Here is an 18,372-nt window from a genome sequence, read left to right on the forward strand (position 1 = left end):
TTCGGTAACATGTATGCGGGTGAGTTAATCTTCATTCTTATCGCGTTATTACCGTTCTGGATCCAGTGGGCGTTATCTGTGCCTTGGGCGATCTTCCACATTCTTGTTATTACGCTACAAGCATTCATTTTCATGATGCTGACTATCGTATACTTGAGCATGGCAAGCGAAAAGCATTAATGGTATTGCCTAACTGTCACGGGATGGTTGGGCACAATTTTTTAACTTAATTTGGTATAAACCTAACCTCTGAGGAATTATCATGGAACTCACTTTAGGTCTAGTTGCAATTGCATCTGCTATCTTGATCGCTTTCGGTGCTTTAGGTACTGCGATTGGTTTTGGTCTTCTAGGCGGCCGTTTCCTTGAAGCTGTAGCTCGTCAACCAGAATTGGCTCCACAACTTCAAACTCGTATGTTCTTAATCGCGGGTCTTCTTGATGCTGTGCCTATGATCGGTGTTGGTATTGGCTTGTTCTTCATCTTCGCTAATCCATTTGTAGGTTAATCAGCTTAATTCCGAAATTCACTATTTGAGGAATTTGCAATGAATATCAACCTCACATTGTTTGGCCAAGCGATTGCGTTTGCGATTTTCGTCGCATTCTGCATGAAGTTTGTATGGCCACCACTAATCAATGCGATTAGTGAACGTCAGCGTAAAATCGCTGATGGCTTAAACGCTGCTGAAAAAGCGAAGGCTGACCTTGCAGATGCGCAAGCACAAGTGAAAGCTGAACTGGACGCGGCAAAAGCACAAGCGGCTCAATTGATCGAACAAGCGAACCGTCGTGCAGCGCAATTGGTCGAAGAAGCTCGTACCCAAGCATCAGCTGAAGGTGAGCGTATTCGTCAACAAGCTAAAGAAGCTGTTGATACTGAAATCAATGCTGCTCGCGAAGAATTACGTCAACAAGTGGCTGCTCTTGCAGTTGCTGGTGCTGAGAAAATTCTTAGCCAGCAAGTTGACGCAGAAGCTCACAATGCCATGCTGACTCAGCTGGCTGCTAAACTTTAAGAGAGGCGGATTATGGCTGAACTCTTGACGTTGGCACGCCCTTACGCTAAAGCAGCATTTGCTTACGCTTCTGAGCAAGGTACAGCTGACTCTTGGTCAACTGCGCTTGAATTGCTCAGTGCTGCGGTGCAAGACGAAGCATTTTCAGCTTATCTAAATCGCCCTGAGTTGACACCTGCTGAGCAGGTGGCACTTTTTGCTAAAGTTTTAGGCGAAGACCAAACGCCTGCAGTGTCAAACTTTTTGACTATGCTTGCTGAAAACGCACGTTTGGCTTTGCTTCCTGAAATCGCTGCAGAATATGAACAGCTCAAATCACAGAATAACAATACTGTGGATGTTGTAATTGAATCAGCATTCCCATTGACTTCTGTACAGGAACAACTTCTTACTCATGCGTTAGAGAAAAAATTCAATGCAGCAGTAAACGTTTCTGTAGAAGTTAACCCGGCGTTAATCGCGGGTGTGGTTATTCGTGCAGGCGACCAAGTGATAGATGATTCTGCGCTTAATAAGCTTGAAAAAATGCGTACTCGTCTTCTAGCTTAATTGCATATAAGAAGACTGAACTTTAAAAAGATTGAGGTATAGCGCAATGCAACAACTGAATCCATCCGAGATCAGTGCGCTCATTAAACAGCGTATCGGCGATCTGGACACCAGCGCGACCGCTAAAAACGAAGGTACCATTGTTATGGTATCCGACGGTATTGTGCGCATTCACGGCCTTGCTGATGCAATGTACGGTGAAATGATCGAATTCGACGGCGGCTTATACGGTATGGCACTGAACCTAGAACAGGATTCAGTGGGCGTCGTTGTTTTAGGTAACTACTTAAGCCTTCAAGAAGGTCAAAAAGCTCGTTGTACAGGTCGTGTATTAGAAGTTCCGGTTGGTCCTGAACTTCTTGGCCGTGTCGTAGATGCTTTGGGTAACCCGATTGATGGTAAAGGCCCTATTGATGCAAAACTTTCTGATGCTGTTGAAAAAGTAGCACCAGGCGTAATTTGGCGTCAATCAGTGGATCAACCTGTACAAACTGGTTATAAATCAGTAGATACAATGATCCCAGTAGGCCGTGGTCAACGTGAGTTGATCATTGGTGACCGTCAGACTGGTAAAACAGCTATGGCGATCGACGCGATCATCGCTCAGAAAAACTCTGGCATTAAATGTATCTACGTTGCAGTTGGTCAAAAACAATCAACTATCGCAAACGTAGTACGTAAGCTAGAAGAAACTGGCGCTATGGCGTATACAACTGTTGTAGCAGCAGCCGCAGCCGATCCAGCAGCAATGCTGTTCTTGGCTCCATACTCTGGCTGTACAATGGGTGAATACTTCCGTGACCGCGGTGAAGACGCTCTGATCATCTATGATGACTTGTCTAAACAAGCTGTTGCTTACCGTCAAATTTCATTGCTTCTTCGTCGTCCACCAGGTCGTGAAGCTTATCCAGGTGACGTGTTCTATCTACATTCACGTCTACTTGAACGTGCTTCTCGTGTATCTGCTGACTACGTTGAGAAATTCACTAACGGTGAAGTTAAAGGCCAAACTGGTTCATTAACTGCATTGCCGATTATTGAAACTCAAGCAGGTGACGTATCTGCATTCGTACCAACCAACGTAATTTCGATTACTGACGGTCAGATCTTCCTTGAAACATCATTGTTCAACGCGGGTATCCGTCCTGCTGTGAACGCGGGTATCTCTGTATCTCGTGTTGGTGGTTCTGCGCAGACTAAAGTCATCAAGAAATTGTCTGGTGGTATCCGTACTGCACTTGCACAGTACCGTGAATTGGCAGCGTTTGCTCAGTTCGCTTCTGACCTTGACGAAGCAACTCGTAAACAGCTTGAACACGGTCAACGCGTAACTGAGCTTATGAAGCAAAAACAATATGCTCCATACTCAATCGCTGACCAAGCTGTATCAGTTTATGCATCTAACGAAGGCTACATGGCTGACGTAGAAGTGAAGAAAATCGTAGACTTTGACGCTGCGTTAATTGCTTACTTCCGTTCAGAACACGCTGCGTTAATGCAAAAAATTGACGAGACTGGTGCTTGGGATAAAGATATCGAAGCTGAATTCAAAGCTGGTATTGAAAAATTCAAAGCGACTCAAACTTACTAATTTAGCAACTTGCTAGATTGGTGTTGGTTTGGTTCACGGAATCAACCTTCGAGGGCTCGTAAGGGCCTTCGAATACTAGGTTAAGCGTATGGCAAATTTAAAAGAAATTCGCGCCAAAGTAGCTAGTATCAAAAGCACGCAGAAAATTACTCGCGCGATGCAGATGGTAGCAGCTTCTAAGATGCGTCGTGCGCAAGAGCGCATGGCTCAAGGCCGTCCGTATGCCGAAAATATGCACCGTGTAATTGCTCATTTGGTACAAGCGAATCCTGAATATAAACACCGTTATATGGTTGAACGTCCTGTTAAGCGCGTTGGCTATATCATTGTGTCTTCAGATCGTGGCCTTGCTGGTGGTTTGAACATTAACCTGTTCAAGAAAGTGGTAAAACACGTTCAACAGCAACAAGAGCAGTCAATTGAAGTTCAATTTGCTTTGATTGGTCAAAAAGCGGTTTCGTTTTTTAAAAACTACGGCGGTAAAGTGCTTGGTGCGACCACTCAAGTGGGCGACACTCCAAGTCTTGAACAGTTATCTGGTTCTGTACAGGTGATGTTAGACGCTTATGATAAAGGCGAATTAGATCGTATTTATCTGGTTTCTAACGGCTTTGTCAACGCCATGACTCAAAACCAAAAGATCGAACAGCTTGTTCCTTTGGCAGCTGCTGAAGAAGACAAGACGCTTAACCGTCAATACGGTTGGGACTACATCTACGAGCCTGAAGCTGAAGAGCTTTTAAATGGCTTGTTGGTTCGTTACATCGAGTCTGTGGTGTATCAAGGTGTGATCGAAAACATCGCGTGTGAGCAGTCTGCTCGTATGGTTGCAATGAAAGCTGCAACTGATAACGCGGGTGAGTTGATCAAGAACCTGCAACTTATTTATAACAAGCTGCGTCAAGCCGCGATTACTCAGGAAATTTCTGAGATCGTTGGTGGTGCCGCTGCCGTTTAACATATATTAGTTTGAATTGAGGAGACAGCAATGAGTAGCGGTCGTATCATTCAGATCATCGGCGCGGTTATCGACGTCGAGTTTGAACGTAACAGCGTTCCTAAGATCTATGACGCTCTCCAAGTTGACGGTACTGAAACTACTTTAGAAGTTCAGCAACAACTTGGTGATGGCGTAGTTCGTACTATTGCAATGGGTTCTACTGAAGGCCTTAAGCGTGGTTTGAACGTAACTAACACTAACGCTCCGATCTCTGTACCAGTAGGTACAGCGACTCTTGGCCGTATCATGGACGTTCTTGGTCGCCCTATCGACGAAGCTGGGCCTGTTGCGACTGAAGAGCGTTTACCAATTCACCGTCAAGCGCCTTCTTATGCAGAACAAGCGGCTTCTACTGACCTTCTAGAAACTGGTATTAAAGTCATCGACTTACTTTGCCCGTTCGCGAAAGGTGGTAAAGTTGGTCTGTTCGGTGGTGCCGGTGTTGGTAAAACTGTAAACATGATGGAGTTGATCAACAACATCGCTAAAGCTCACTCAGGTTTATCTGTGTTTGCTGGTGTTGGTGAACGTACCCGTGAAGGTAATGACTTCTATCACGAAATGAAAGACTCTAACGTTCTTGACAAAGTAGCAATGGTCTACGGTCAGATGAACGAGCCACCAGGTAACCGTTTACGCGTAGCGTTGACTGGTCTGACTATGGCTGAGTACTTCCGTGATCAAAAAGACGAAAACGGTAAAGGCCGTGACGTACTATTGTTCGTCGACAACATCTATCGTTATACACTAGCGGGTACTGAAGTATCAGCACTTCTAGGTCGTATGCCATCTGCAGTAGGTTACCAACCGACTCTTGCAGAAGAGATGGGTGTTCTTCAAGAACGTATTACATCGACTAAGTCTGGTTCTATTACGTCAATCCAAGCGGTATACGTACCTGCCGATGACTTAACTGACCCATCGCCTGCAACTACGTTCGCTCACTTGGACGCAACTGTTGTATTGAGCCGTGACATCGCTTCTCAAGGTATTTACCCTGCGATCGATCCACTTGACTCTACTTCACGTCAGCTAGATCCACTTGTAGTTGGTACTGAGCATTACGAAATCGCTCGTTCAGTTCAAAACGTTCTTCAACGTTATAAAGAATTGAAAGACATTATCGCAATTCTTGGTATGGACGAATTGTCAGAAGAAGACAAACTTACTGTATACCGTGCACGTAAGATCCAGCGTTTCTTCTCTCAACCGTTCCACGTAGCTGAAGTGTTTACTGGTGCTCCTGGTAAACTTGTACCGCTTAAAGAAACGATTCGTGGCTTTAAAGGTCTTCTAGCTGGTGAATACGATCACATCCCAGAACAAGCGTTCTACATGGTTGGTGGTATTGACGAAGTGATTGCTAAAGCTGAGAAACTTTAATTAGTTCCCTAATTTAGGAGATTCTCATGGCGACTATGCAATGTGACGTTGTAAGTGTTCAAGAGTCTTTGTACTCAGGCACTGTAACTATGCTAATTGCTAAAGGTGCTGGCGGTGAGTTAGGTATTATGCCTGGTCACGCTCCGCTGGTAACTTTGCTCCAACCTGGCGCGATCCGCGTTATTTTGGAAAACGGTACAGAAGAATTAATCTATGTATCTGGTGGTGTTCTAGAAGTTCAACCGCATGTTGTTACGGTTCTTGCTGATACAGCAGTCCGTGCAGAAAACTTGGATGAAGCGGCAATTATTGAAGCGCGTAAACACGCTGAACAATTGCTCGCAAATCAAAAGAGCGATTTGGACTCTGCTGCTGCTTTGGCTGCTCTTGCAGAAACTGCTGCTCAGCTGGAAACGATCCGCAAAATCAAAAACCGTGCAATGTAATTGCTGGTTTGAGATTGAAGAAACCACCCGAAAGGGTGGTTTTTTTATGTGTAAAAGAAACTATTTTACTCACGCATGCTTTATAAATATTTTGAAAAAAGTTACCAGATTTTAGCCTTATGAATAATTATTTTAAGAAAACTATATAACTCCAATTTGTACCACTCGATATAACTTTTACCTGCGCTGCGTAATCTTTTGAACCAATCTGTAAGCAAAGCCATAGTCAGAAAAAAACAATGCTAAGTTGATATGGCGTCTTTAAGCTTTAAGCTTTCCAGGTTTATTCAGTAAAAAGCTTCACGGTTCTACTACCTCTGTCACGACGCGAATCACGTTGTTATCCATTTATAAAAATTGAATTGGCCAAGCAGGGATCTAATTATGAGTTATCAATCCGTTAACCCCTTTAACAACCAGAAATTAAAAGATTATCCATCACACACTGATCAAGATATCCAGAATGCTTTGGATACCGCAGAAAAAATCCTGAAGTCGGATTGGATTCAACAAGTAGATACCCGGATTGAGGTACTTCGTAAACTGGCAAACAATATGCGGGAAGGTAAGTCAGAACTGGCTAAAATCATGACGCTGGATATGGGTAAGCTGATCAAGCAGAGTGAAGGTGAGATCGAAAGCTGTGCACGTATTGCAGAATATTATGCTGATCATGCCAAAGAGTTTTTAGCGCCAGTTTCTTATGAAACGGAACTTGGAGAAGCATGGGTAGAGCACCATCCCTTAGGCATTATTATGGCGGTAGAACCGTGGAACTTTCCATTCTATCAATTGATGCGTGTCTTTGCTCCCAACTGTGCGATTGGCAACCCTGTGGTAGCCAAGCATGCCAGCATCGTTCCGCAATGTGCTGAAGCCTTTGAACAATTGATTCTGGATGCAGGCGCACCGAAAGGTGTGTGGACTAACTTGTTTATCAGTAGCGATCAGGTCGCAGATATTATCGCAGATCCGCGTGTACAGGGCGTAGCTCTCACGGGTTCAGAAGGTGCAGGGCGTGCAGTAGCAGGGCAGGCCGGGAAACATGTCACCAAATCCACATTAGAATTGGGCGGTAATGATGTATTCATTGTGCTGGATGATGCTGATTTAGAAAAAGCGATCAAAATTGGCTGTCAGGCACGCGTTAATAACACGGGGCAGGTTTGTACAGCAGCTAAACGTTTTATTCTGCATGAGAAAATTGCGGAACAATTTAAAGCGGGCATGCTCGAGGTCTTTGAAAGTTTAAAAATTGGTGATCCACTCGATTCTGAAACCACACTTGGCCCCCTTTCCTCAGCAGATGCGTTAGAAAAACTGAGCAAGCAGGTTGACAAGGCAGTAGAGAATGGCGCGAAAGTCGTGACTGGTGGTAAGCCTTATGAGCATGAAGGTAATTTCTATCAGCCAACCATCTTGGAAAATATCAGCCGTGATAATCCGGCTTGGTATGAAGAATTCTTTGGCCCAGTCGCTCAAATTTATGTGGCAAAAGATGAAGATGAAATTGTATCGATTGCCAATGATTCTAATTATGGTCTTGGAGGCGTCATTCATTCACAAAATATTGAGCGGGCAAAAAAACTGGCTTCACGTGTAGAAACCGGCATGATCTGGATTAACTGGTATACCGATACTGCGCCCGAGCTGCCATTTGGCGGGATTAAAAACTCGGGTTATGGTCATGAACTTTCAAGCGATGGTTTCAAAGAATTTGTGCAGAAACGTCTGGTTGTCGTAAAAAGCCCAAAAAAATAATATTTAATTATTTAAAATAAAGAAGCCACTTAAACCGTGGCTTCTTTTTGAACGAGATATCAGCGTAAATCAGGTATTTTCTGTTTCAGCTTCTGATGAAGCGTCTTTATCTGAATTTTGAATCAGCATACCTGCCAGTTTAAGCATTTCAGATTGCACACTGACCATCTGGCTTTCAATTTTCTTTAAATCAACCTGACTGAAATCGACCTGACCATTCAGTAAAGGAGAAGCCAGAACCTGTTGATTGGCACTCATGATATTGCTACGGACCTGATCAATTTCCTGACTTTTTAAATTTAGTTCACCTAAGGCCTGATTAAAGCCTGTCAACTGTTGTTGTAACTTGCCTGCTGTAGCTTGCAGTTGCTGGGTATCTTTAGTATCCACCGCAGTTTGCAGATCAGTTTGGGTCTGTTTTAACTGTTCAACATAACTCCCTGCCTTGAATTGCAGATCAGCTACATCACGCACCATATAAAACATATTGCCAGACTTCAGCTCTGTTTGCGCAGTCGTCGTGCGATCACTTTGCTGTACAGGTTCAAGATCAGTAGAAAGCGTACTTTGTTCTTGCTCGACCGGTGCTTCGGTCGCCTGTTCACAGCCCATTAATAAAATGCCTGAGCTAAATAGGGCAAAAGGAAGAAGAGCATTTACAAGAATCTTGGACATGAAATCGTGGTCTCGGAGCAGGTGGTTCTAATGCATGACTATAAGAATAAAATGTGGAGATAAAAAAGATTGTTGCAAAGTCATAACAAATATTTTGAATACAAAAGATTAAGACATTAAAAAAGAGTGCCGAAGCACTCTTTTTCACCGAGGATGATAAAACTTATCCTGCAATAATTTTAATAATATTATGGCTCATCACATTGGTCAGGATATAGTCACCATTCACTTTGATCCATTGCTGGTTTTTACCAGGTTTGCTGAGTTTTTTGTATTTGCTGTGATCTACCTTGTACATTTTGCTCTGGAACTGAGCTGGTACTTTTTGACCTACGCGCCAATCGCGTGAAGGATCTATTTTCTTATGTACCTGTTTATGCTGTTGAGCGTGTGCAGGAGATTTATGCTGTGCGTGATACTGTTGCTGAACATGCGTTTTTTGTGGCTGATGGTGATGGTGTTGCGAGTGATGCTCTGGAGCTGCAGCAAAAGCTGAAGTCGCCACAAGTGTACTAGATAATGAAAATACGACTGCTTTTACTAAGTTTTTCATGTTTTGAACCTATCGTTATCTCTTTTGGGATAACTGCATATTAGGCTCAACTCATTGATAAATATGGAATGAAGTGTTGTAGAAAAATAAAAATTAAGCGTAAATCATGGAGATTTTAGAGCTAAGTAAATCTGGTTATAAATATTTGATTTTTATTTAAATAATAAGTATCTATTATTGAAATAGATACTTACATTACTGTTACAAATTATTTGGCCAATTCTGCATTGATTGCATCTCGCAAGCGAGCATCATCTGCCGGAATATTTGGCGCAAAACGCGCGACCACTTCACCTTGCTTGTTGACCAGGAATTTTTCAAAGTTCCACAGCACTTCTGGTAATTCATTTGGCGTATTGCCAAAACTTTTCAGGCGCTCTGCAAAATCTTCGCCGCCTGTACGTTGTGGCTGAGCTTGGGTCAGATAATGGTAAAGAGGATGCTGATCTTCACCCACGACAGAGATCTTGGAGAATAGCGGGAAATCCACATTGTAGTTCAGACTGCAGAACTGCTGGATTTCCTCGTCTGTGCCCGGTTCTTGACCTTTAAAGTTATTCGCAGGAAAAGCCAGAATTTCCAGTCCTTCGGTTTTTTTCTCATTATAAAGTTTCTGCAGTCCTTCATATTGTGGGGTTAAACCACATTTCGATGCGACATTTACAATCAGCAGGACTTTGTCTTGATAATCGGACAGAGTCGTATTTTCTCCAGTGACGGTTTTTACCGGAATCTCATAAATGGACTGGCTCATATTATTTTGCTCGAATTGTTATGGAAATAGACTCATGTTTTATCGGGTCTGGCGGTTTCAGCAAACATAAATTTTAGATAAGTTTGTGAAAAAATATGAAATTCAATGTTTATGCCTATGAGCTAGGTCGGCTAAACTGGTCATCAGTTGCAACCGACCTATTTAAAAAGACTTATTTAGCAAGCTCAGCATTGATTGCATCCAGCAGGCGTGGATCATCTGCCGTGATATCTGGTGCAAAACGTGCAACGACTTCCCCCTGTTTGTTGACCAGGAATTTTTCAAAGTTCCAGAGAACTTCAGGCGGTTCATTTGGAGTCAGGCCGTAATCGACCAGATCTTTCCACCATGGACCTTCACCGATACGTTCTGGCACAGCCTGAGTCAAAGTGGCATACAAAGGATGTTTAGGTTCACCCACGACCGGAATTTTGGCAAACAGCGGGAAATCCACCTGATAGTTCAGGGAACAGAATTCCTGAATTTCCCTTTCACTTCCAGGTTCCTGTTCCAGAAAATCATTAGAAGGAAAACCTAAGATTTCCAGTCCTTCGGCTTTTTTATCATCATAGAGCTTTTGCAAGCCTTCGTATTGTGGAGTGAGGCCACATTTTGATGCCACATTTACTAGCAGCAAGACTTTGCCTTGATACTGGTTCAGCGTCGTGTCCGTTCCTTGAATCGTTTTTACCGGAATGTCATACACAGAAGTGCTCATCAGATTTCCTTTTTATTAAATGAATGAGGGCTATTTGTTTTAACGGGTATTTAAAGACAGTACAAGTCGGAATCAGTGAAATGCTTACTTGCCAGCTACAAATAGCATTAATTTTAGTTGAAAAATCAATTATGCTTAGGCACTTGCCAAGAAGGCATAGATTAACAATAGATAGAGACAAGGATGAAGTTATGACGCAGCAGCAAAAAACAATGTGGTGGGCCATGCTGCTTCCATTGACTGCGGTACTGATCTGGTCACTGAATATTGTCGTGACCCGCTATGTGACGGACTTTATTTCGCCGGTGAGCATCAGTTTTTATCGCTGGTTTTTTGCCTTTCTGATTCTGACCCCGTTTATTCTGCCGCGAGTGATTCGTGAACGTGCCCTGATCGTCCCGCATCTGAAACAGCTGGCAGTGCTGAGTGCCTTTGGTCTGGTGCTGTATCAGGGCCTGGCGTATACCGCCGCACATTACACCACCGCCACCAATATGGGCATTATTAATGCCTTTATTCCAATTTTCACCATTTTTGTGTCGATGCTGATTCTGCGCGATATCCCGAATCGCTATGCGATTATTGGCAGTCTGTTGTCCTTTGCCGGGCTGATCTATGTGATGGGGCAGGGTAATCCGTGGGGGCTGCTGCATGCTGGCGGCCAGTGGGGTGATCTGCTGATGATTATTGCCGTATTTTTCTATGCCTTTTACGGGGTCTTTCTGAAAAAATGGCAGGTGCAGATTCCGCTCATGCTGAGCCTGTATGTGCAGATTCTATTTGCATTGCTGTATCACCTGCCGTTTGTGGCCTGGTTGGGTCTAGATGTCATTAATCTGGCCAATGCTGGCAGCGTCATCTACGCCAGTATTTTCCCTTCATTAATTGCCCCTTTGGTGTGGATGATGGCGATTCAGCGTCTGGGACCGACCCGCACCAGTATCTTTATGAACCTGATGCCGGTGTTTACCGCTTTAATTGCCTTTGTCTGGTTAAAAGAGGCCTGGACCATTTATCACAGTATTGGTGGGGCGATTATTCTGTTCGGAATTGTGCTGGCCCAGAAAAAAACTGTGGCGCCAGTGCTCCTGAAAGCCAAATAGTTGCCCAAAAAACGAACAAACAAACTTAATTTTTTGCTTGAATGATCTCGTGAATAAAGGCAAATAGACTTTAGTCGAGAAGAGTAGCTTTTAGCTTCTTTAAAAAGCACTTTAAAAAGAGCAAGATAATTTGAATTTTTTTTAAATAATGATTGATTAATCATAGGTTTAAGCTGTTTTTTAAGAGCTAAAATATATTTGTTTTTTTTAAACTGTTCGCCCATAATACGCTCCATCGCAGATCAGCGACTGTTGCTGAAATGCCCAGAGATTTCGATACCCTCTGGATGTGATAATACACATCCTTTTTTATGCTCAACCATCCCTATATGGTTGAGCTTTTTTTTGTCTTAAAACTTTAGTCGGCTTGAAAAGAAAAATGACTGAGCAAAGGCTCAGTCACGAATAATTTCACCTGTTACAGCATCAATAATCCGGCTTGGTTTCTGGCTCAATCCCAGATCACCATTCAGATAATTCAGGTCCTGACCAAAATAACGCATGGCATCTTGCAGGGAACGTGCAGGTTCTAAGCCGGCAGGATTGGCACTGGTTGAAACAATAAAACCGCCAAAAGCCTGACACAAGGCTGCACAAAGAGGATGAGTGGTCACGCGCACTGCCACTTTAGGGTGTTTGCCTTTAATCCAGCCTGGAATATCGTCATTGGCAGGGAGTAACCAGGTGGTTGCCCGGTCTGTAGGTCGATCATTACTCCAAGACTCAATTACTTTTTCACGCATTTCTTCACTTAGATCCTGAAGTAAATGTTCCACTTGTGAAATATGAGCTGCGAGTAAAATCACGCCTTTTTCAATCGGGCGCTGTTTTAAGGTTAAAATCTGGTGAAATGCCTGTTCATTGTAGGGGTCGCAACCTAAGCCCCAAACAGCCTCTGTAGGGTATGCCAAGACCTGTCCAGCTTTGAGACATTCAGCTGCTTCGGCAACAGAGGTGGTGATCATGTGTATACCTTATCAAAACAAGAAGTGTCTATTGTGAACTTTATTTATGTGGACGACAACGTAGATACATACCAGCTTGCTGGGTACAAAAGCCAAGTAGCTCCAGTTCCATCAATTGACTGGTCAGAGAAGACACATCCTGTTGCAGATGATGATTGAGATGATCCAGATCCTGTCCGACCCAGTCCAGCTGGTTATAAAGTCTGAGCAGATGGGGCGGTATGTGTGCAGGGAGTTCATCCGCCATGTCATGTTGTACTTCATTTTGTAAGGCTTGCCATTGGGTCGCCAGAGCCAGTTCTTCAATCACCTGTTGCGGGTGATCAATCAGAATCGCGCCTTCACGAATCAGCTGATGGCAACCTTTATGATATTCACTATAAATATGTCCCGGAATGGCAAATACAGTCTTGCCTTGTTCGGCAGCCAGTTTGGCCGTAATCAGAGAGCCGCTTTTTAAGGTCGCTTCAGCCACAATGACCCCGAGACTTAAGCCACTGACAATCCGGTTACGCCGTGGAAAGTGATGCTGCAAGGGTGGGGTTTCTGGTAGAAACTCGGTAATGACGGCACCACCATGCGCAATAATCTCCTGGCGCAATTGTGCATGTTGAGAAGGATAGGTCTGATCCAGTCCGGTTCCCATCACCGCAATGGTTCCCTGATGTTTTAATCCTGCCCGATGAGCAGCTTCATCTATGCCTTGTGCTAATCCACTATTAATATAGAAACCCTGTTCACTCAAATAAAAGGAAAAATCATAAGCTACTTGCCGGCCATGAGGACTCGGCTTGCGACTTCCTACAACTGCAATTTGGGCTTGTAGCAGGGTATCCGGCTGACCTTGGCCAAAAATAATCGGTGGTTTGTCTACATAGTGGCTGAGTTGCTGCGGATAGTGCAGATCATGGTAGAGTAAAACAAAATCACTATCTCGCTGAACTTTTTCCAGACAGCGCTGAAATTTCTGTTGTGATTCTGGAAGCGAGAAGTCTTTTAAGCGTTGGACATGATTGGCATGAATGCCAAGCGCCTGCCAGGTAGGCACCTGATCAGGCTGTATGGCTGTGGTCAGACTTGAATAATGCTGACTGATTTTATAGAAGCTCGAAAGAGAATGCTGAACCAGATACCATAACGTCAGTGTTTCCAGTTGCACGCGTGATAAAGAGTTCAGCATATCGAGACCTATATGTGTGTCTTCTTATTCTTTCAGTTGTAAAGTTAGATCAATCTATTATTCATCTAACAATGGCGCTTGAATATTGGCACCCACCTTGATAGGTAACTCACTTTCCAGCACATAAGCATAGCTGAGCTGATCAAAAGTTTTAAAGACCATCACATTGCCAATGCGCTCACCTGGAAGCTGTACGCGCTCTTTGGTTTTCGGATCAGTCACGACTTCACCTTTCTGGTTTACGCTAAAGACATGACCAGTCTGAACCCCATGTGCCGTACCACGGTCAATCGTCACGACACTATGACGTGCTGCTGTACCAATTGAACCCAGTACACGCACAATCTGACCACCAGCAACCGTATTTTCTGCATTCACTGGATAGAACAGGGTAGGCAACATCGGATCGTATTCAGGTAATACACGGTCACCACGACGCACTTCGGCATTGTAGCTATCTGTCAATTCCAGCGTGGTGACATCACCTTCGCCACGTACTGCGATTCCGGAAGCAACCTGTTGCAGCTCTAGAGCAGCCGTGTATTTCTTGCCATTGGCATCGGTAAAGACATAAGGGTCTGCCTCACGATACACCGCATAACGCTGGCCAACCACCAGACCATTGCCGCGTGCATAGACCTTCTGGCCTTTACCGGCCAGTACGCGCTGGTCTGCAGTGCCGAGAATGTAAGGCGTACCCTGAACTGAATCAGCTGCCACAATGGTATAGCGTTCCAGCCATTGCTGGATATGCGCTAATGGAATCACTGGAATCGTATTATTTAAAGATTCAACGCGAACCTGTGGTTGTAATGAAGTACTACCGATATAACGACTGATGATACCTTCACAGCCATCACCTTCGTCTTTACCGATAATTGGACGACCTTGATAGTCACACATCAACAGGCGATCACCTGGAAAAATCCAATGTGGATTTTTCACGTGCTTGTTACTGGCCCAGATTTCTGGCCAACGCACCGGATTTTTTAAGAAACGTTTTGAAATATCCCACAATGTATCGCCTTTTTTGACCACGTAGACATTGGGCGCACTGGCTTTTAAAGCAGGTGGATTGACGTTGCGGGCAGGAGCTGCCTCGGCTGAATACATTGTCCCCATACTCACTCCGACACAAACTGCCAGTGCGAGCATTTGATTTTTTAACCCCAAGGCACTAAAAAATGGCATGCCCTTCAAAACCTTTTTCATTATCATAATTCCTAAAATTATGTGCGTAATTGCGTTATAATAACGATCTTACACACATTTTTTTGATGAAGCATTCCCTTCATTTGGTTTTTTGATCAATGGCATAATTGAGGACGCAGTATGGCCTTATTACCTATTTTAAGTTTCCCGGATCCCCGTCTTCGTACCATTGCACAACCAGTCGAAGAAGTTACTGATGAAATTCGTCAGCTCGCTGCAGATATGTTTGAAACCATGTATGAAGCGCCAGGCATCGGACTCGCCGCGACCCAAGTCGATCGTCATATTCAGCTGATTGTGATGGACCTGTCTGAAAACAAAGATCAACCCATGGTGTTCATTAACCCCAAAATCACACCATTGACTGAAGAAACACAGCCTTATGAAGAGGGCTGTCTATCAGTTCCTCAAATATACGATAAAGTTGAGCGTCCGTCACGCGTAAAAATTGAGGCAATTGGTCTGGATGGTCAACCCTTTGAACAAGAGGCTGATGGACTTCTCGCTGTGTGCATTCAACATGAAATGGATCACTTAAATGGTAAACTTTTTGTGGATTATCTGTCGCCATTAAAACGTCAGCGTGCCCGTGAAAAAGTAGAAAAACTGGTTCGCCAGCGCAATAAGGAAAAAGTTGCAGTTAAGCGCTAGGACTATTTTCCAAGCAATTTTTATGATTCAACCAGCCCAATTTTGATTGGGCTTTGTTATACTCAGCCTAGATAAATTTAAGGGTTTGCCTATGGTTCTGCGGGGAGGTCTGCTACTTTCCTTTGTAGCGGTATTTCTACAGATTGCTGTGTTCTTACAGCCTTTGCTGCCGAAGCAATATCAGGTTGCTCCGGTCTGTGAAACCATCACGCGCGCCCTTTTAGTTTCTTCTCATGTTCATTCTGAACATTCTGCCCATCATCACCTTGATCAGCATCCTATTTCCTCAGACTCCATGGCGCATGAACACGATGCCAGTCATCAGTGTCAGTACTGTACTGTCTATGGCAACCTGGTTTTGCCGCCTGAGCTTGAAGTGAAAGAAGTCCTGGATCGAATTCAGGTCAGACTATTGGCTTTTGAACAAGCCTTTAAGCATGTCTGGTTTATCCTTCAGCGACTCTTTTTAATCCCGCAGGGACGGGCACCGCCACTGTTTGCATAAATCCACGTTGTTTTGCCTGGGTCTTGAATGACTTGGGCCGTGTTTAATTTATGCATTCAGTGAGATAGAAAATGGCTCAGCCTAAATTCTTGTTACAGCCCCTTGCGGCTGCGATTTGTGTTGCCTGTTATTCATCAGTGGTTATGGCCAATGAAAGCATGCCTGTACAAACCATGGCACCGATTGTGGTGACTTCAACTGCCGGTAATGATGCTAATGGTCTGATTGTTCGTGCTGATCCGAAACAGCCGATTCAGCCAGTGCCGGCAACCGATGGTGCAGATTATCTGCAAAGTATTGTAGGTTTTAGTTCGGTCAATAGCGGAGCTGGCACCAATGGCGATGTGACCTTTCGTGGCATGTTCGGTTCACGTATTAAAATCCTGACTGATGGCACTGAAAACCTCGGTGCCTGTCCAAGCCGGATGGATTCGCCCACTTCATATATTTCTCCAGAAAGTTATGATCGTATTTCAGTGATTAAAGGCCCGCAAACGGTTCAATATGCCAATACCGGTTCGGCAGCAACCGTCATTTTTGAGCGTACACCTGAACAATTTGGAGAAGATCAACACTATCGTGGTCAGGCCAGTGTGCTGATGGGATCTTTTGGTCGTCTGGACCAGAATATTGAAGCTGCTGCTGGTGATGAAGAGAAGTATATCCGCCTGAACACCAACCGTTCGGTATCAAGCAGTTATAAAGATGGTAATGGTCAAACTGTACCTTCAGATTGGGAACGATGGAATGCAGATCTGGCACTGGGCTGGACACCGGATGAAGATACCTGGGTCGAGCTGACCGGTGGTAAAGCTGATGGCGAGGCGGTTTATGCTGGCCGTGATATGGATGGATCACAGTTTGCCCGTGAAAGCCTCGGCTTACGTGTTGAAAAGAGAAATCTGACGGATGTCATTCAGAAAGTTGAGGCACAGATCAACTATAACTATAACGATCACATCATGGATAACTTTAGTCTGCGGCCTGTACCGATGATCCATGACATGGCAACCCATAGCATGAAAGCCAATCCGTCTGCTATGCAGGTCACACGCCGTACTTTAAATTCCCGTATGGCGATAACAAGTGAATGGGATAAAACCCAGTTGATCGCGGGTGTGGATTCTCAGCACAATACGCATGCTGGGGGAATGACTTCAATCAATATAAACATGCCGCTCACGCCAGATATGAGATTTCAGTCTTATGGAGCTTTTGGTGAATTGAGCCATGAACTAAATGACAACCATAAACTGGTTACGGGTGTGCGGGTCGATCAGGTAGGCATTGATGCCTTAAAAACTGGTCAAAGCCGTCAGGAAATTTTGCCGAGTGCCTTTATCCGTTTTGAAAATACTCACCCAGAACATGATGATGGCAAAACCTATATCGGTTTAGGCTATGTGGAACGTATGCCGGATTATTGGGAATTATTTAAAACCGATTATCAGGGTGTAACTGCAAATACATTTAAACAGTTAGATACCGAAAAAACCTTACAGCTCGATCTGGGCTATCAACATCATCATGGTGCCTTCAATTCATGGGTATCAGCTTATGCTGGCATTGTTCAGGATTTTATTCTGATGACTTATCCTGAAACTGCAAATTCAGGTCATGACCAGCATATGGGTAGTGGTATGGAAGGAATGCGGTCAGCAAAAATGAATGGGGCAGATTCAAGAAATGTTGATGCGGCTATTGCCGGTGTAGAAGCCGGAATTGGCTACCAGTTTACCGATGCCATTCAAGCTGATTTTAGTGCTATGTATGCTTGGGGTAAAAACACGACTGATCATACGCCATTGCCGCAAATTGCACCTTTAGAAGCTCGGGTGAATCTGCGTTATATCCAGGAGGATTATACCTTAGGGGCTTATTGGCGTCTGGTGGATGGCCAAAATCGTATTAGTGAACGTGAAGGTAATATTGTCGGTTATGACTATATACAGAGTGCTGGTTTTGGTACATTATCTTTAAATGGCACCTATCGTGTGAATGAGAGTGTGGATCTTTCAGTCGGTGTCGATAATGTCTTCGACCGGACTTATACAGAACATTTGAATAAAATGGGGAGTTCAGGTTTTGGTTTTGCTTCAGATGAGCAATTTAATAATATCGGCCGAAATTACTGGGCTCGCGTTAGTATGAAATTTTAACCTCATCCCAATCGTTAAAACAAAGCTGCTCAATTAGCGGCTTTGTTTTTAGCAGTTAAAGAGTTGGAAAATGAATTATGTTTAAAAAACAGCTCATTTACACTCTAATTAAATGATTATATTAAATATAAAAGTAATATATGACCCAA

20 protein-coding genes are annotated in these 18,372 nt (G+C 43.9%); 13 read left to right on the forward strand and 7 right to left on the reverse strand.

The genetic code is table 11. The annotated features are described in order from the left end of the window. From B4J23_RS09015 to B4J23_RS09055, 9 genes are all read left to right on the forward strand, one after another. A partial coding sequence (locus tag B4J23_RS09015) for a F0F1 ATP synthase subunit A (RefSeq protein WP_291360113.1) occupies window positions 1-180 on the forward strand: 180 nt, incomplete at its 5' end. Window positions 181-262: 82 nt separating this feature from the next. Beyond that, the gene (atpE, locus tag B4J23_RS09020) at window positions 263-508 is read left to right on the forward strand and encodes a F0F1 ATP synthase subunit C (protein WP_000424060.1); all 246 of its coding nucleotides are present in this window, start codon (window positions 263-265) and stop codon (window positions 506-508) included. A 39-nt stretch (window positions 509-547) separates the two neighbouring features. Continuing rightward, entirely contained in the window at window positions 548-1,018 is a 471-nt protein-coding gene (locus tag B4J23_RS09025) for a F0F1 ATP synthase subunit B (protein ID WP_004780703.1), read from the forward strand. Window positions 1,019-1,030: 12 nt separating this feature from the next. Then, window positions 1,031-1,567, forward strand: a complete 537-nt coding sequence (locus B4J23_RS09030) for a F0F1 ATP synthase subunit delta (protein WP_004780705.1) — start codon at window positions 1,031-1,033, stop codon at window positions 1,565-1,567. A 46-nt stretch (window positions 1,568-1,613) separates the two neighbouring features. Further along, window positions 1,614-3,158, forward strand: a complete 1,545-nt coding sequence (gene atpA, locus B4J23_RS09035; protein ID WP_004780707.1) for a F0F1 ATP synthase subunit alpha — start codon at window positions 1,614-1,616, stop codon at window positions 3,156-3,158. An 88-nt stretch (window positions 3,159-3,246) separates the two neighbouring features. After that, window positions 3,247-4,116 carry a F0F1 ATP synthase subunit gamma gene (gene atpG, locus B4J23_RS09040; RefSeq protein ID WP_004780708.1) on the forward strand — a complete coding sequence of 290 codons (870 nt, stop codon included), beginning with the start codon at window positions 3,247-3,249 and terminating at the stop codon, window positions 4,114-4,116. Window positions 4,117-4,146: 30 nt separating this feature from the next. Further along, window positions 4,147-5,541, forward strand: a complete 1,395-nt coding sequence (gene atpD / locus B4J23_RS09045; RefSeq protein WP_004780710.1) for a F0F1 ATP synthase subunit beta — start codon at window positions 4,147-4,149, stop codon at window positions 5,539-5,541. 26 nt (window positions 5,542-5,567) lie between these two features. Further along, window positions 5,568-5,987 carry a F0F1 ATP synthase subunit epsilon gene (locus B4J23_RS09050; RefSeq protein ID WP_004780711.1) on the forward strand — a complete coding sequence of 140 codons (420 nt, stop codon included), beginning with the start codon at window positions 5,568-5,570 and terminating at the stop codon, window positions 5,985-5,987. 384 nt (window positions 5,988-6,371) lie between these two features. Continuing rightward, on the forward strand, window positions 6,372-7,748 hold the full coding sequence (locus B4J23_RS09055; protein WP_291360116.1) for an NAD-dependent succinate-semialdehyde dehydrogenase: 1,377 nt from the start codon (window positions 6,372-6,374) through the stop codon (window positions 7,746-7,748). A gap of 69 nt (window positions 7,749-7,817) precedes the next feature. Here the strand turns inward: B4J23_RS09055 and B4J23_RS09060 are convergent, their stop codons facing one another. The 4 genes from B4J23_RS09060 to B4J23_RS09075 all read right to left on the reverse strand — a co-directional run bounded on the left by B4J23_RS09060 (window position 7,818) and on the right by B4J23_RS09075 (window position 10,448). Then, window positions 7,818-8,423, reverse strand: coding sequence for a hypothetical protein (locus B4J23_RS09060; protein ID WP_291360117.1), 606 nt, complete (start codon window positions 8,421-8,423; stop codon window positions 7,818-7,820). A 163-nt stretch (window positions 8,424-8,586) separates the two neighbouring features. Continuing rightward, window positions 8,587-8,976, reverse strand: coding sequence for an RcnB family protein (locus B4J23_RS09065; protein WP_291360119.1), 390 nt, complete (start codon window positions 8,974-8,976; stop codon window positions 8,587-8,589). A 208-nt stretch (window positions 8,977-9,184) separates the two neighbouring features. Beyond that, window positions 9,185-9,730 carry a glutathione peroxidase gene (locus B4J23_RS09070; protein ID WP_159124341.1) on the reverse strand — a complete coding sequence of 182 codons (546 nt, stop codon included), beginning with the start codon at window positions 9,728-9,730 and terminating at the stop codon, window positions 9,185-9,187. A 172-nt stretch (window positions 9,731-9,902) separates the two neighbouring features. Then, window positions 9,903-10,448 carry a glutathione peroxidase gene (locus tag B4J23_RS09075; protein ID WP_291360121.1) on the reverse strand — a complete coding sequence of 182 codons (546 nt, stop codon included), beginning with the start codon at window positions 10,446-10,448 and terminating at the stop codon, window positions 9,903-9,905. Window positions 10,449-10,639: 191 nt separating this feature from the next. Here B4J23_RS09075 and B4J23_RS09080 point away from each other — a divergent pair, with 191 nt between their 5' ends. Beyond that, complete coding sequence (locus tag B4J23_RS09080) at window positions 10,640-11,551, forward strand: DMT family transporter (RefSeq protein ID WP_291360122.1); 912 nt, start codon at window positions 10,640-10,642, stop codon at window positions 11,549-11,551. Between the two features lie 395 nt (window positions 11,552-11,946). On the opposite strand, the gene B4J23_RS09085 is transcribed toward B4J23_RS09080, so the two are convergent. From B4J23_RS09085 to B4J23_RS09095, 3 genes are read right to left on the reverse strand one after another with little or no spacing between them, the layout of a single operon-like run. Next, a complete protein-coding gene (locus B4J23_RS09085; protein ID WP_291360123.1) occupies window positions 11,947-12,516 on the reverse strand; it encodes an L-threonylcarbamoyladenylate synthase in 570 nt (189 codons plus the stop codon). A 40-nt stretch (window positions 12,517-12,556) separates the two neighbouring features. Continuing rightward, window positions 12,557-13,696, reverse strand: coding sequence for a DNA-processing protein DprA (dprA, locus tag B4J23_RS09090; RefSeq protein ID WP_166139368.1), 1,140 nt, complete (start codon window positions 13,694-13,696; stop codon window positions 12,557-12,559). Between the two features lie 57 nt (window positions 13,697-13,753). After that, entirely contained in the window at window positions 13,754-14,908 is a 1,155-nt protein-coding gene (locus B4J23_RS09095; RefSeq protein ID WP_104426934.1) for a LysM peptidoglycan-binding domain-containing protein, read from the reverse strand. 120 nt (window positions 14,909-15,028) lie between these two features. Here B4J23_RS09095 and def point away from each other — a divergent pair, with 120 nt between their 5' ends. The 3 genes from def to B4J23_RS09110 all read left to right on the forward strand — a co-directional run bounded on the left by def (window position 15,029) and on the right by B4J23_RS09110 (window position 18,223). Beyond that, entirely contained in the window at window positions 15,029-15,559 is a 531-nt protein-coding gene (gene def, locus B4J23_RS09100) for a peptide deformylase (protein WP_004780730.1), read from the forward strand. Between the two features lie 91 nt (window positions 15,560-15,650). Next, window positions 15,651-16,064: a DUF2946 family protein gene (locus B4J23_RS09105; protein ID WP_179992706.1), complete on the forward strand. Its 414-nt coding sequence runs from the start codon at window positions 15,651-15,653 to the stop codon at window positions 16,062-16,064. 71 nt (window positions 16,065-16,135) lie between these two features. Then, window positions 16,136-18,223, forward strand: a complete 2,088-nt coding sequence (locus tag B4J23_RS09110; protein ID WP_291360127.1) for a TonB-dependent copper receptor — start codon at window positions 16,136-16,138, stop codon at window positions 18,221-18,223. The last annotated feature ends 149 nt before the right edge of the window (window positions 18,224-18,372 follow it).

The sequence above is a fragment of the Acinetobacter sp. UBA3025 genome, from assembly GCF_002367915.1.
In the GTDB taxonomy this organism is placed as follows: Bacteria; Pseudomonadota; Gammaproteobacteria; order Pseudomonadales; family Moraxellaceae; genus Acinetobacter.

Coding starts and splice junctions, on each gene's coding strand:
- B4J23_RS09065 (WP_291360119.1), bottom strand. CDS start 8,976: ATGAAAAACTTAGTAAAAGCAGTCGTATTTTCATTATCTAGTACACTT.
- B4J23_RS09050 (WP_004780711.1), top strand. CDS start 5,568: ATGGCGACTATGCAATGTGACGTTGTAAGTGTTCAAGAGTCTTTGTAC.
- B4J23_RS09095 (WP_104426934.1), bottom strand. CDS start 14,908: ATGAAAAAGGTTTTGAAGGGCATGCCATTTTTTAGTGCCTTGGGGTTA.
- B4J23_RS09060 (WP_291360117.1), bottom strand. CDS start 8,423: ATGTCCAAGATTCTTGTAAATGCTCTTCTTCCTTTTGCCCTATTTAGC.
- B4J23_RS09105 (WP_179992706.1), top strand. CDS start 15,651: ATGGTTCTGCGGGGAGGTCTGCTACTTTCCTTTGTAGCGGTATTTCTA.
- B4J23_RS09110 (WP_291360127.1), top strand. CDS start 16,136: ATGGCTCAGCCTAAATTCTTGTTACAGCCCCTTGCGGCTGCGATTTGT.
- dprA (WP_166139368.1), bottom strand. CDS start 13,696: ATGCTGAACTCTTTATCACGCGTGCAACTGGAAACACTGACGTTATGG.
- B4J23_RS09055 (WP_291360116.1), top strand. CDS start 6,372: ATGAGTTATCAATCCGTTAACCCCTTTAACAACCAGAAATTAAAAGAT.
- B4J23_RS09080 (WP_291360122.1), top strand. CDS start 10,640: ATGACGCAGCAGCAAAAAACAATGTGGTGGGCCATGCTGCTTCCATTG.
- atpD (WP_004780710.1), top strand. CDS start 4,147: ATGAGTAGCGGTCGTATCATTCAGATCATCGGCGCGGTTATCGACGTC.
- B4J23_RS09030 (WP_004780705.1), top strand. CDS start 1,031: ATGGCTGAACTCTTGACGTTGGCACGCCCTTACGCTAAAGCAGCATTT.
- B4J23_RS09025 (WP_004780703.1), top strand. CDS start 548: ATGAATATCAACCTCACATTGTTTGGCCAAGCGATTGCGTTTGCGATT.
- atpG (WP_004780708.1), top strand. CDS start 3,247: ATGGCAAATTTAAAAGAAATTCGCGCCAAAGTAGCTAGTATCAAAAGC.
- B4J23_RS09075 (WP_291360121.1), bottom strand. CDS start 10,448: ATGAGCACTTCTGTGTATGACATTCCGGTAAAAACGATTCAAGGAACG.
- def (WP_004780730.1), top strand. CDS start 15,029: ATGGCCTTATTACCTATTTTAAGTTTCCCGGATCCCCGTCTTCGTACC.
- atpA (WP_004780707.1), top strand. CDS start 1,614: ATGCAACAACTGAATCCATCCGAGATCAGTGCGCTCATTAAACAGCGT.
- B4J23_RS09070 (WP_159124341.1), bottom strand. CDS start 9,730: ATGAGCCAGTCCATTTATGAGATTCCGGTAAAAACCGTCACTGGAGAA.
- B4J23_RS09085 (WP_291360123.1), bottom strand. CDS start 12,516: ATGATCACCACCTCTGTTGCCGAAGCAGCTGAATGTCTCAAAGCTGGA.
- atpE (WP_000424060.1), top strand. CDS start 263: ATGGAACTCACTTTAGGTCTAGTTGCAATTGCATCTGCTATCTTGATC.